Raw genomic sequence first — 13,759 nt, forward strand, 5'->3', positions numbered from 1 at the left:
AATGTATTAGACTAATTAAGGGTTAGAAGATAATTTTCAACAAAATATAAATAATTTAATTATTGTTCGACAATATCATATTAAAATTCAAAATTTGCAAAGGTGATTTATACATGATAGCAATGAAAGATATTTATAAAACGTATCCCAATGGTGTTACAGCTTTAAATGGTGTGAGTGTTCAAATTGATCAAGGTGAATTTGTCTATATCGTCGGTCCAAGTGGGGCTGGAAAATCCACATTTATTAAATTAATTTTTCGAGAGGAAAAGCCCTCCAGTGGATCAATTATTATAAATGACACTAATTTAGCAGAAATAAAGGAGAAAATGGTTCCTTATCTTAGAAGGGAAATTGGTGTAGTTTTTCAGGATTTCAGGCTTTTGCCTAAACTAACAGTCTATGAAAATATTGCATTTGCATTAGAGGTAATTAATGAATCTCCCCGTAATATACGCAAGCGTGTCATGGAAGTACTAGAAATAGTTGGATTGAAAAACAAAGCGCGTTTTAGGCCTGATGAGTTATCAGGTGGAGAGCAGCAACGTGTTTCCATTGCACGAGCCATCGTTAATCAACCAAAAATCGTTATCGCTGATGAACCTACAGGTAACTTAGATCCCGAAACATCACTTGAAATTATGAAAACCTTTGAATCTATCAATGAACGAGGAACAACTATTATTATGGCTACCCATAGTAAAGAAATTGTAAATCGATTCAAAAGACGTGTAATTGCGATAGAGGATGGAATCATAGCAAGAGATCAACAACGAGGAGAATATGGTTATGAAGTTTAGAACATTCTTAAGGCATATACGGGTAGGGAGCAGTAACATTGTTCGTAATGGGTGGATGACCGTTGCCTCCATTGGTGCGGTGACAACCACCTTAATTTTAGTGGCGGTGTTCCTTGCGCTAATGTTGAATTTAAATGAAATGGCTAAAAACATAGAAGATGATGTTGAAATCCAGACATTAATTGATTTAACTGCAACGGAAGAAGATATTCAAAGTCTAGGAAAGCAGATTGAGGAGATAAAAGGTGTCGATACGGTTATCTTTTCTTCTAATGACGATGAGTTAAATAAACTTATTGAAGGAATGGGTGAACAAGGGGAAGCATGGAAATTATTGGAACAGGACAACCCACTAAATCATGCATTTATTGTACGAGCATTGGATCCCCAGGATACCGAAGCTATTGCTAAGGAAATTCAGAAATTGGATTCTGTAGATAAAGTAATTTATGGAAAAGACGTAGTAGAACAATTGTTTGAATTTAATAATTATGCACGGGTAATTGGACTTGTATTAATTGCTGCATTAGTCTTTACAGCAATTTTCTTAATATCGAATACGATTAAGATTACAATTATGGCTCGTAGTAGAGAAATAGGGATTATGAAATTAGTAGGTGCAACAAATTGGTTTATTAGATGGCCATTCTTTGTAGAGGGAATGTTGTTAGGAATGTTAGGATCCATTCTACCAATCATTCTAATTATGGTTGGATATCATTTCGTGGTAAAAATGTTATCTGGACAAGTATCCTTTAACTTTGTGGAAATCTTGCCATACAACCCATTTGCTTGGCAGCTTTCCCTGATTATCCTAGCCACTGGTGCAATTATTGGTGTTTGGGGAAGTATTATGAGTATCCGTAAATTCTTAAAAGTTTAATAGATTAATAGATTATTAAGTAATAAGAAGATTATTAAGTAATAAGACCTGTCTCCCTCTTAGTAAGAGAGGGGAGTTGATAGGTCTTCTCATTCTGTTATTAATGGAAATTTTTGGAGATAAAGGGGAATTTTAGGATGAAAAGGAGTTTTTCTTATTTGCTACTTGCTGCCTTAGTTCTAATAGGCGGCTTAACAAACGGCACTACCGTCGAAGCAGAACCTTCTATTAATGAATTAAATGAAGAGATAAATGAAATTAAACAAGAGCAACAATCACTTTCTGAAAAACGTAAAGAAATTCAGAGTAATCAAAAGGAAACAGAAAATAAAATAAAAGCAAATGAAAAACAACAAAAAAGTGTGGAAGATGAAATAAATGATATTGATAAGAAACTAACGGATACAAGAAATGAAATTCAATCCAAACAAAATGAAATAGAAAAAACGAATCAGGAAATTAAAACGTTAACCAATAAAATCAAAAAACTTACAGCAGAAATTAAAGAATTACAAGAAAGAATCGAAAAACGTGATCGATTACTTAAAGAACGTTTACGATCTATTCAACAGAATGGTGGGGATATGAAGTACATAGAAGTTATCTTCGGTGCTCAAAGTTTTGGTGATTTTATCAGTAGGGCAATCTCTGTTAACAAAATCATGGATTCAGATAAAGAAATCATGGATCAGCAAAAAAAAGATAAATTGACGTTAGAAAAAAGTAAAAAAGAATTAGTCAAAAGCAAACAGGCAGTAGAACAGAAAAAAGCTGACTTGGAAGAACAAAAAACAGAACTAATTACTTTGAAAAATCAATTAGACGATCAAATGGCTGAAAAAGAAGCATTGTTGAAAAAACTAGAAGAGGAAGAAAAGGTGTTAGAAGATCATAAAATGAGCCTAGATGAGGAACAGCAAATCATTGCAAATCAAGAAGCTGCACTTAAGAAGGCAAAGGAAGAAGCTGAAAAGCAAAAAAAACAGCTACAACAAACGGATAAGCAGCCTGCTCAGAAAAATTCTAGTAATTCTTCTAACATTTCTAGTGGGGGGAGCGGGTCATTTATTTGGCCTGTCTCTGGTTATTTAACAGACACCTATGGTACTAGAGGTGGAAATCATAAAGGAATTGATGTTGGTAATGCAACAGCAAAATCCGGTGGTGATGTTCCTATTTACGCAGTAGCATCCGGTGTTGTAACGAGAGCATACCATTCTAGTTCTTATGGAAATGTTGTTTTCATTACTCACTATATCGATGGAAAGCAATATGAAACAGTATATGCTCATATGAAATATTCGCCGATGGTACGGACATTTCAATCGGTTAAGAAAGGTCAGCAAATTGGTGTAATGGGTTCGACTGGCCGTTCTTCTGGACCGCATTTGCATTTTGAGCTCCATAGTCCTTCATGGAATATTAATAAGTCCAATAGTTTAAATCCTTTAAGTTACTTAAAATAAAACCAACAAACTTATGTAATAAAGGCATTTGTCCACAAATTGGGCAAATGCCTTTTGAATTTGTTATCATAAATGATATAAATAATAGTTATTTTAAGCATATAATGGTATGCTTTCTAATATATTACATATGTTATCCGGGTTAGTAATTTAGGTTATTCTAGTGGATATCATGGTGTTATATAGTATTTTCAAATATTGAGGTGAAATAATGAGATTAAAGAAATCGTATATTATTCTGATATTAATTGGTGCCTTAGTATTAGGTGGCGTCGGTGCATTTTCTGGTGTGAAGCTTGCTCAATCAGGTGATGATGGAATAGGAGAGGGAACTAAAAACTTTTCTTCTGGTTTATTGAATAATAAAGAAGAACAATTGGACATGCCTTCAGATATGTCAAAAGTAGCCCAAGCTTATTCGCTTATTAAAAATAATTACATAGAAAATGTGAAAGATAAACAATTAATTGAAGGTGCAATTGAAGGGATGCTTGCTACATTGGAGGACCCTCATAGCTCTTATATGGATGTCGAAATGATGGGGCATTTTAATGAACAAATTGAATCTTCTTTTGAAGGAATAGGTGCAGAGGTAAGTATGGTAAATGGGATTGTTACTATTGTGGCTCCAATAAAAGATTCTCCAGCCGAAAAATCTGGTCTTCGGCCAAATGATGAGGTTTTATCTGTTGATGGGGAAAGTTTAGAAGGGTTAAATTTAAATGAGGCTGTTGCAAAAATTCGAGGGGAAAAAGGAACAGATGTTGTATTAGAGGTACGTCGTGCAGGGGTATCTGAACCATTTGAAGTTACTATTACCCGCGATGAGATTCCAGTCGAAACGGTATATAATCAGATTAAAACAATTAATGGAAAGAAAACCGGTATTCTTGAGATTACTAATTTCTCGGAACATACCTTTACAGAATTCAACGAGCAATTAAATATGCTTGAAAAAGAAGGAATTGAAGGATTAGTAATTGATGTTAGAGGAAACCCTGGTGGTCTTCTTAATGTAATCGAGGAAATACTACGCTTATTTGTTCCTAAGGATATGCCGTATTTACAAATCGAGGATGCAAATGGCAATAAAACACCATATTATTCAGATCTCACAGAAAAGAAAGATTATCCTATAAGTGTTCTTATTGACGAAGGAAGTGCTTCTGCTTCTGAGATTTTAGCAGTAGCTATGAAGGAAATGGGATATGATATTGTAGGTCACAATAGTTATGGTAAAGGTACCGTACAACAGGCTGTACCACTTGGGGATGGTAGCACCATTAAATTGACGACAAATAAGTGGTTATCACCTGAAGGAAATTGGATTAACGAGGTTGGGGTAGAACCAACTATTAAAGTAAGTCAACCGGATTACTACTATACCAATCCAATTATTATTGATGAACCACTAAAACTTGATCAATCAGATGAAGCGATTGAAAATATGCAAGTTATGTTAACAGGCCTGGGCTATACAACTGGCAGAACGGATGGCTATTTTAACGAGCAAACGGAGTCTGCGGTTAAAGAATTTCAAAGTGATAATGAGCTTAAAGCAACCGGTATAGTGGATCAAGAAACTGCTGGTCTTATTGAAGCAAAAGTGGTAGAACATATTCGAAATGGAGAAAATGACCGTCAATTGGAAAGAGCTTTAGAAGAATTATACAAATAAGAAAATCCACGGAGTCCCCGTGGATTTTTTTGTGGAGAGAAAAGTTTATAAGAAGGGGGATGGATGAGGGAGGGGCCCCTCCTCATAGTACGGCCGTGTAAACTCGATACTTCAACACCTGCCCCTTATGCGAAAAGTTAATCCCATGCGCTTCGTATCTACGATTTTCTACCATTCTATGATATACTTCTATTATTAAATTAGGAAAATCATGATAACTATTGGATAGTTAGAGAACAGGTATCATTCCTGGATGGAAGGTGATCGGTTTGATTGAAACTTGGCTCACGGAAGTATGGAAGGGGATTGGAGGTTTATTTCTTAATCCATTAATATATTGGTTCATTATTCTTCTGTTTGTTGTTGGATATAAACGAATTAAAGTGGAGAGAATGGATTTTGGTTCAAAAATATTTGATATACTTTCGGAAAGTAAAGGGACTTGGCGTACGGCTTTTATAGCAGGTATCATTCTCTCGCTTGTTACCTTAGGTAGTGGGATGGTTTTCCATTATGAAACCATCTTGTTTATCAGTATTGTCATAATAGTTTTAAGTATTACTATGAGGTTTTCGTTGCTTTCTCCTAGCTATACTATTGGAATTTCTTATTTACTACTATTCTTTCTACCAGTTCTTTTAGACAATCAATCTACGTTTATTAAAGGCATTGTTGTGGATACGAACTTTTCGGCATTATCGATTTTACTTGGACTATTTTTAATCGTTGAGGCAGTGCTTTTACGTCGTATTGATCGTAATGAAACATACCCAAGTCTTACACGAAGTGACCGGGGAATTTGGGTTGGACAGCATCGTTTAAAAAAGGCTACCATCGTACCTTTTTTCACCTTAATTCCAGGTGGAATGATTGCCCCAATAGAGCCAATTTGGCCATATTTGACCATTGGTGGAGAAACATATGGGTTATTACTCATTCCATTTATCATCGGATTTGACATCCCCGTACGTGGTCGTTTGCCGAAGGAAGCTGCAATCAAGCTTTCCAATTATATTCTTTTAATAGGAATCGTTGTGACTGTAGGTGCAATTGGCAGTGTTTTCTTTCATTGGCTTTCTTTAATGGTTGTTGTACTTGCTATCCTTGCCAAAGAATACCTCTATTATAGGTTTAGAAATGGAGAAAAGCTAAGAGCACCGTTTTTCCATCCAGCAACAAATAGAGGTATAAAAATATTAAGTATCATTCCTGGGACCCCCGGTGATCGGCTTGATATATGGGTTGGGGAAACAATTGTAAAAGTAAATGGAATGAAAATTAATCATGCTCAAGATTTCTATATTGGGTTGCAAAATAGTGGGGCCTATTTCAAATTGGATGTCTTGGATGATAATAAAGAGATAAGATTTATTCAAGGCGCCTTTTATGAGGGAGATCATCATGAGTTAGGCCTAGTTTTTACAGAAAAGCCACATCGAAAAAACTTGAAAAAAGTAGATTAAAAGACTTCTATTGTTTGGTGGAAGTCTTTTTTCTATTGACTGATTGTATTGATTGTTGCCTTGACACAACATGTATATGATGCGCAGTAACCTAATTTATGAAAAAGGCCTTTTCCATTAAAGACCATTGTCTTATTTTCAAACATAAAGATGGGTAAAATAGGATACAGAGGCAATTCAATCGAATATTCGTTCGCTGCTATGTTAAAATATATTATTGGATATGTTAGAATAAGGGAAAGAATGAACGGAGGCGGGACACTTGGAAAAAACATTTGAACTAGTTTCAAAATATGAGCCAGCTGGTGATCAGCCACAAGCTATTAAAGAGATTACGGAAAAAGTATTAGCAGGTCAGCGACATCAGACATTGTTGGGGGCAACTGGTACTGGTAAAACGTTTACGATGTCTAATGTTGTAAAAGAAATTAATCGACCAACACTTGTCATTGCCCATAATAAGACTTTAGCAGGCCAACTTTATAGTGAATTTAAGGAATTTTTTCCGAATAATGCAGTGGAGTATTTTGTTAGTTATTATGATTACTATCAACCAGAGGCATATGTCCCATCATCAGATACATTTATTGAAAAGGATGCTAGCATCAATGATGAAATTGATAAATTACGACACTCGGCAACATCTTCCTTATTTGAACGAGAGGATGTATTAATCGTTGCAAGTGTTTCTTGTATTTATGGCTTAGGTAATCCGGACGAATATCGAAATCAGGTTCTTTCACTAAGAATGGGAATGGAAAAGGATCGAGATCAATTACTGCATGATTTAGTCGATATACAATATGCTAGAAATGATATCGACTTTCAGCGTGGTACTTTTCGTGTACGTGGTGATTCGGTCGAAATTATTCCAGCTTCTAGAGAAGAACATTGTTTAAGAATTGAATTTTTTGGTGATGAAATTGATAGAATTCGTGAGGTAGATGCATTGACTGGTGAAATTATTGGCGACCGAGAACATGCAGCTATTTTTCCAGCGTCCCACTTCGTAACCGGGGAAGAAAAGATGAAAATAGCCATTGCTAATATTGAAAAAGAATTGGAAGAACGATTAAAAGAATTACGTGAGGAAGATAAATTATTAGAAGCGCAAAGATTGGAACAGCGAACGAATTATGACCTCGAGATGATGCGTGAGATGGGTTTTTGCTCCGGTATTGAGAATTACTCAAGACATTTAACACTAAGGGAAGCTGGGGCAACACCGTATACATTATTAGATTATTTTCCTGAGGATTTTCTCATTGTCATTGATGAGTCTCATGTTACATTACCACAAATTAGAGGAATGTATAATGGGGATAGAGCAAGAAAACAAGTATTAGTGGATCACGGTTTCCGTTTACCATCTGCCTTAGATAACCGACCATTAAAGTTTGAGGAATTTGAACAGAAAGCTAATCAATTAATTTATGTTTCGGCGACACCGGGTCCATATGAATTAGAGCATACCCCGGAAATGACGGAACAAATTATTCGTCCTACAGGATTATTGGATCCGAAAATTGATGTCCGTCCCATTGAAGGGCAAATCGATAATTTAATCAAAGAAATTAATGAAAGAATAGAACGAAACGAACGTGTTCTAGTGACGACATTAACGAAAAAAATGTCTGAGGATTTAACGGACTATTTAAAAGAACTAGGTATGAAGGTAGCATACTTGCATTCAGAAATTAAGACATTGGAACGTATTGAAATTATTCGAGATTTACGTGTAGGAAAATACGATGTTTTAATTGGAATTAACTTATTGCGTGAGGGATTGGATATACCTGAAGTTTCTTTAGTAGCCATTTTAGATGCGGATAAAGAAGGATTTTTACGTTCAGAAAGGTCCCTTATACAGACGGCTGGGCGTGCCGCACGAAATGCAGGTGGAGAAGTTATTATGTATGCCGATAAGATTACGGATTCAATGCAGAAGGCTATCGATGAGACTAATCGTCGACGCGAAAAACAAATTGCGTATAATAAGAAACATAACATCACACCTAAGACAATTAAGAAAGATGTACGTGACGTCATTCGAGCTACAGTAGCTGCTGAGGAAACAGAGCAATATGATAGTAAGTCTAAGGTGATTGAAAAGCTGCCGAAGAAGGAAAAATCAAAGGTAATCGAAGAAATGGAAAAGGAAATGAAGGAAGCTGCAAAAGCGCTCGATTTCGAAAGGGCAGCAGAGCTTCGAGATATTATTTTGGAATTGAAAGCAGGAGCGTGATAGCAGATGTCGAGTAAGTTTATCGAAATTCAGGGAGCAAGAGCACATAATCTAAAAAACATTAGCTTAAAGATACCTAAAAATAAACTAATCGTAGTAACCGGTCTATCGGGATCAGGAAAGTCGTCGCTCGCTTTCGATACGATATATTCAGAAGGACAACGACGTTACGTTGAATCATTGTCTGCTTATGCCAGACAGTTTTTGGGGCAAATGGATAAGCCGGATGTAGATGTTATTGAAGGTTTATCCCCGGCGATTTCTATTGATCAGAAAACAACCAGTAAAAATCCAAGATCTACAGTTGGTACAGTAACGGAGATTTATGATTATTTACGTTTGTTATTTGCTAGGATTGGACGTCCGACTTGTCCAAAACATGGAATAGAGATTACATCGCAAACTGTTCAGCAAATGGTAGATCGAATTATGGAATACCCTGAGCGAACAAAAATGCAAATACTAGCACCAGTAGTATCCGGTCGTAAAGGAAAGCATGTTAAAGTACTTGAGAAATTGAAAAAGGAAGGTTATGTCCGAATTCGTGTTGACAAAGAGATGCGTGAAGTAACAGAAGACATTGATTTGGATAAGAATAAAAAACATTCCATTGAAGTTGTGGTGGATAGGGTTGTCGTTAAACCTGGTATAGAAGGGCGCTTAAGTGATTCTATCGAGACAGCCCTAGGACTTGGTGGGGGAAATATTATGGTTGATGTCATTGGGGAAGATGAATTAACCTTCTCTGAGAATCATGCCTGCCCAATTTGTGGTTTTTCTATAGGAGAATTAGAACCGCGCTTATTTTCATTTAATAGTCCGTTTGGTGCTTGTTCATCCTGTGACGGATTAGGAACCAAATTAGAAGTGGATATAGACTTAGTTATACCTGATTGGAATAAAACCTTGAATGAACATGCAATTGCTGCTTGGGAGCCAATTAGCTCACAATATTATCCACAGCTATTAAAGAGTGTTTGTGATCACTATGGAATTAATATGGATATCCCCGTTAAAGATATTCCGGAAGAGCAAATGCATAAAATCTTATATGGTAGTGGTTCAGAGAAAATCCATTTTTATTATAAAAGCGAGTTCGGAAATATAAGGGATACAGACATTTATTTTGAAGGTGTTATGAATAATGTTGCTCGGCGTTATAATGAAACAAGTTCCGACTTCACTCGAGAAGCATTGCAAAAATACATGATACAGAAGGCTTGTGCAAACTGTAAAGGCTATCGCTTAAAAGAGGAAGCATTATCTGTACTGATAAATGGTTTACATATTAGTAAAGTAACCGATTATTCTATTGCAGAGTCAATGAAATTCTTTCAACAAGTCGATTTAACGGAGAAAGAACAGCAAATTGCTAAACAAATTTTAAAGGAAATCCACAATCGGTTGGAATTCCTACATAATGTGGGTCTCGACTATTTAACTTTATCACGGTCTGCTGGAACATTATCTGGTGGAGAGGCTCAGCGTATTCGTTTGGCGACCCAAATTGGTTCTGCTTTAACAGGCGTTTTATATGTTCTTGATGAACCATCTATTGGGCTACACCAACGAGACAATGATCGATTAATTGAAACATTGAAACGAATGAGGGACCTTGATAACACGTTAATCGTTGTAGAACATGATGAGGATACGATGCTTGCTGCAGACTGGCTGGTTGATATTGGCCCCGGTGCTGGCGAGCATGGTGGTGAGGTTATCGCAAATGATAAGCCAGAAAATGTGATGAAGAATGAACACTCTCTAACTGGGAAGTACTTATCCGGGAAAAAGTTCATCCCTCTCCCAGCTAAAAGACGAAAACCTGATAAACGGAAGATAGAGATTATTGGTGCAAGTGAAAATAACTTAAAAAAGGTGTCGGCTAAAATTCCGATTGGATTGATGAATGTTGTAACAGGAGTATCTGGATCTGGAAAAAGTACACTTGTCAATGAGATTCTTTTCAAGGGTTTATCAACGGAAGTGTCTCGAGCCAAGCATAAACCAGGAAAGCATAAGGAGATTAAGGGGATAGAACATATTGATAAGGTTATTGATATTGATCAATCTCCAATAGGTCGTACACCGCGCTCGAACCCAGCTACATATACTGGTGTATTTGATGACATTCGAGACGTCTTTGCCCAAACGAATGAAGCAAAAATACGTGGATATAAGAAAGGGCGCTTTAGTTTTAATGTAAAAGGCGGTCGTTGTGAAGCATGCCGTGGGGATGGAATTATTAAAATTGAGATGCACTTTTTACCAGATGTTTATGTACCATGTGAGGTATGCCATGGAAAACGTTACAACAGGGAAACATTAGAAGTGAAATACAAAGGAAAAAGTATTGCTGATGTTCTAGAAATGCGAGTCGAGGAAGCACTTGAATTTTTTGGTCCAATTCCAAAAATCAAACGGAAAATTCAGACCATTGCTGATGTTGGATTAGGTTATGTACGTCTTGGTCAACCAGCAACTACATTATCTGGTGGGGAAGCACAACGTGTTAAACTAGCTAGTGAACTTCATAAACGCTCAACCGGAAAAACATTTTATATTTTAGATGAACCAACAACAGGACTTCATGTTGATGATATCAAGAGATTGCTTGATGTTCTACAGCGTCTTGTAGATAACGGAGATACCGTCTTAATCATTGAACATAATTTAGATGTTATTAAATGCGCAGATAATATCATTGATTTAGGTCCAGAGGGTGGAGACCGTGGTGGACAGATTGTTGTTACTGGAACTCCTGAAGAAGTTGCTGAAGCAGCAGATATTTCCTATACAGGACGATATTTGAAACATGTATTAGAACGTGATCGCATCAGAATGGAAAAGCATTTGTCCGAAAAAGAAAAAGTTGGTACTGAAAAATAACCAAAGTAGCAGACCCATATAAACGTGGATCTGCTACTTTTCATTTAGGAAACAGTAAGAGTTTTTTATCAAGTTGGAATAAAGAGTATTGCTGAATCCGATAATTAGTGGGGAATTAATTAACTTCTAAAAATAAAAGAATAGATAATTCAATTCAATCCTTTGACGGATTTTTGTTCATTGGTTACAGTTAGTTATAAGAAAGAATTGGAGGAACGGAAATGAAACCAATTGATATAGAGAAAGTCCAAAAAAAGTTAGACGAGTTTAAAAATAAAGAAGTTTACGTTCATCTTGAAACGACAAATGGTGCGTATGCAAGTCATTTTAATGAACAGGCATATAATGTTGGTGCATATATACGTAATGCAAAAATTTCATTTAATCAAGCAAAAATTGTTGGGGATGGAAAATCCTATCGTGTAGGTCTTAAAATGGAAATGGGTTGGGTATATGCTGAAGGTTTAACTGACTGGACCATTCATGAAGAAGAAAAATTATTAATGGCTGGACATGATCGTGAAGGGCGGTTAATGGTTTCTTTAGAAATTAGTGAAGCTCCGTTTAGATACTAAAAAGATTCTCATAAAATATTACATAGCACCGTGAACATAATATATTAGCGTTAAAGGAAGGCTGATAAGATGGAGAAACATGTTGTTGTGATTTACCCGCACCCTGATGATGAATCATTCGGTGCTGCTGGAACGATTGCAAAATTTAGAGAAGAAGGTGTACCTGTTACCTATCTATGTGGTACATTAGGTGAGATGGGAAGAAATATGGGATCCCCTACATTCGCGAATCGTGAGACATTACCAGAAATTCGGAAAAAGGAATTAATAAATGCTTGCCAAAAACTAGATATTAAATTAGAGATGCTTGGTTATCGAGATAAGACCTTAGAATTTGAAGATCGAACAGAGCTTGCTAAAAACCTAAAATTATATCTTGATAAAATCAAACCTAGCTTGGTTATAACACATTATCCAGAATATGCCGTTCACCCAGACCATAATGCATTAGGTGCGGCCGCAATCGAAGCGGTTGAAATGATGCCAACTGAAGATCGTCCTACTGTTTGGGCACAGGCAATTTCAAATGATTTTCCGGCAGTTTTAGGAAAACCTGATATTACAAACGATATTACTGCTAATTTTGATAAAAAGTTTGAGGCAATTCTTGCACATCAATCCCAAGCAATGGGGGTTCTTGGTCAACATAGAGAAAAGGAAGCAAAGAACGATTTAAAGGAAATCGCAAAACAAAGGTTAGGATTTGAGCAATTTTATATATGGAAATATTAAGGAAAAAAGCCACACTCACTATATTAGTGAATGTGGCTTTCAACATGTTAGGGTTTGATAACAAGTGCGGATATATTGCCTTTAGCAATATGAACTTTTTGTTGTGGTCCCATTACTGGTATATCTGAAGAAACTTCCAAACTATATGTTGCTGTACCTGTTGGTGGTGAAATATCTGAACTACTAAAGTAAGTGGTAATTCCTGGGTTTACAATTCCCATGCTGGTAGGAACTGTTATATCTGAAGTTGAGAATATCGGTTGATCATTTCTATAAAGTGTAAATGTAGCAGGCATGTTCCCGTATTCTGCATACCAATTGATAGTGGCAGTCAACCAAATTTTACTACTTGGTTCGTTTACTTGGACATTGAAAGTACTAATTGTTGTAGTTTGTTGTGTAGAGGTTAGTGTCGATTGCCCTAGCTCTTCAAAAATAAATTCGGTAACCCCTGAAGGTCCAGTCTTGCCCTGGGGTCCTCTAGGCCCTGGCTTACCTGTAAGCCCTTGAGGTCCTGTATCACCTTTAGGTCCCTTTGGTCCAGGCTCACCCTGAAGCCCTTGAGGTCCTGTGTCACCTTTAGGTCCCTTTGGTCCAGGCTCACCCTGAAGCCCTTGAGGTCCTGTGTCACCTTTAGGTCCCTTTGGTCCAGGCTCACCCTGAAGCCCTTGAGGTCCTGTATCACCTTTAGGTCCCTTTGGTCCAGGCTCACCCTGAAGCCCTTGAGGTCCTGTATCACCTTTAGGTCCCTTTGGTCCAGGTTTACCAGGGAGCCCTTGAGGTCCTGTATCTCCCTTAGGTCCTTTTGGTCCAGGTTTACCAGGGAGTCCTTTTGGTCCAGGTTTACCAGGGAGTCCTTGAGGTCCTGTGTCGCCTTTAGGCCCTTTTGGTCCAGGCTCACCTGGAAGCCCTTGAGGCCCCGTATCACCTTTAGGACCTTGGGATGGTCCAGGCTTCCCTTGAGGTCCTGTATCACCTTTAGGTCCCTGAGGTCCAGGCTCCCCCTGAAGCCCTTGAGGCCCTGTATC

At 37.1% G+C, this 13,759-nt stretch carries 10 protein-coding genes; 9 read left to right on the forward strand and 1 reads right to left on the reverse strand.

Translation table 11 applies throughout. The annotated features are described in order from the left end of the window. Nucleotides 1-113 precede the first annotated feature (113 nt). From ftsE to bshB2, 9 genes are all read left to right on the forward strand, one after another. The gene (gene ftsE / locus CAO17_RS03080) at nucleotides 114-800 is read left to right on the forward strand and encodes a cell division ATP-binding protein FtsE (RefSeq protein ID WP_085991359.1); all 687 of its coding nucleotides are present in this window, start codon (nucleotides 114-116) and stop codon (nucleotides 798-800) included. Continuing rightward, a complete protein-coding gene (gene ftsX, locus CAO17_RS03085; RefSeq protein WP_085991360.1) occupies nucleotides 790-1,683 on the forward strand; it encodes a permease-like cell division protein FtsX in 894 nt (297 codons plus the stop codon). Before ftsE ends, ftsX begins: the two co-directional genes overlap by 11 nt. 137 nt (nucleotides 1,684-1,820) lie before the next feature. Then, nucleotides 1,821-3,149 carry a murein hydrolase activator EnvC family protein gene (locus CAO17_RS03090; RefSeq protein WP_085991361.1) on the forward strand — a complete coding sequence of 443 codons (1,329 nt, stop codon included), beginning with the start codon at nucleotides 1,821-1,823 and terminating at the stop codon, nucleotides 3,147-3,149. Nucleotides 3,150-3,360: 211 nt separating this feature from the next. Then, a complete protein-coding gene (locus CAO17_RS03095) occupies nucleotides 3,361-4,827 on the forward strand; it encodes a S41 family peptidase (RefSeq protein ID WP_085991362.1) in 1,467 nt (488 codons plus the stop codon). A 269-nt stretch (nucleotides 4,828-5,096) separates the two neighbouring features. Beyond that, nucleotides 5,097-6,290 carry a PDZ domain-containing protein gene (locus tag CAO17_RS03100; RefSeq protein ID WP_085991363.1) on the forward strand — a complete coding sequence of 398 codons (1,194 nt, stop codon included), beginning with the start codon at nucleotides 5,097-5,099 and terminating at the stop codon, nucleotides 6,288-6,290. Between the two features lie 262 nt (nucleotides 6,291-6,552). Further along, nucleotides 6,553-8,535 carry an excinuclease ABC subunit UvrB gene (gene uvrB, locus CAO17_RS03105; RefSeq protein ID WP_085991364.1) on the forward strand — a complete coding sequence of 661 codons (1,983 nt, stop codon included), beginning with the start codon at nucleotides 6,553-6,555 and terminating at the stop codon, nucleotides 8,533-8,535. Nucleotides 8,536-8,541: 6 nt separating this feature from the next. Further along, complete coding sequence (gene uvrA / locus CAO17_RS03110) at nucleotides 8,542-11,424, forward strand: excinuclease ABC subunit UvrA (protein ID WP_085991365.1); 2,883 nt, start codon at nucleotides 8,542-8,544, stop codon at nucleotides 11,422-11,424. Nucleotides 11,425-11,645: 221 nt separating this feature from the next. After that, nucleotides 11,646-11,999 (forward strand): YojF family protein, encoded by a 354-nt coding sequence (locus CAO17_RS03115; RefSeq protein WP_085991366.1) that lies wholly within the window; start codon nucleotides 11,646-11,648, stop codon nucleotides 11,997-11,999. Between the two features lie 69 nt (nucleotides 12,000-12,068). Further along, a complete protein-coding gene (gene bshB2 / locus CAO17_RS03120) occupies nucleotides 12,069-12,731 on the forward strand; it encodes a bacillithiol biosynthesis deacetylase BshB2 (RefSeq protein ID WP_085991367.1) in 663 nt (220 codons plus the stop codon). 47 nt (nucleotides 12,732-12,778) lie between these two features. On the opposite strand, the gene CAO17_RS03125 is transcribed toward bshB2, so the two are convergent. Next, nucleotides 12,779-13,759, reverse strand: a 981-nt coding sequence (locus CAO17_RS03125; protein WP_143833806.1) for a collagen-like domain-containing protein, incomplete at its 5' end; no start/stop codon positions are given.

This window comes from Oceanobacillus senegalensis, from assembly GCF_900176885.1.
GTDB lineage: Bacteria > Bacillota > Bacilli > Bacillales > Amphibacillaceae > Oceanobacillus > Oceanobacillus senegalensis.

Coding starts and splice junctions, on each gene's coding strand:
- CAO17_RS03115 (WP_085991366.1), top strand. CDS start 11,646: ATGAAACCAATTGATATAGAGAAAGTCCAAAAAAAGTTAGACGAGTTT.
- bshB2 (WP_085991367.1), top strand. CDS start 12,069: ATGGAGAAACATGTTGTTGTGATTTACCCGCACCCTGATGATGAATCA.
- ftsE (WP_085991359.1), top strand. CDS start 114: ATGATAGCAATGAAAGATATTTATAAAACGTATCCCAATGGTGTTACA.
- CAO17_RS03090 (WP_085991361.1), top strand. CDS start 1,821: ATGAAAAGGAGTTTTTCTTATTTGCTACTTGCTGCCTTAGTTCTAATA.
- CAO17_RS03095 (WP_085991362.1), top strand. CDS start 3,361: ATGAGATTAAAGAAATCGTATATTATTCTGATATTAATTGGTGCCTTA.
- ftsX (WP_085991360.1), top strand. CDS start 790: ATGAAGTTTAGAACATTCTTAAGGCATATACGGGTAGGGAGCAGTAAC.
- uvrA (WP_085991365.1), top strand. CDS start 8,542: ATGTCGAGTAAGTTTATCGAAATTCAGGGAGCAAGAGCACATAATCTA.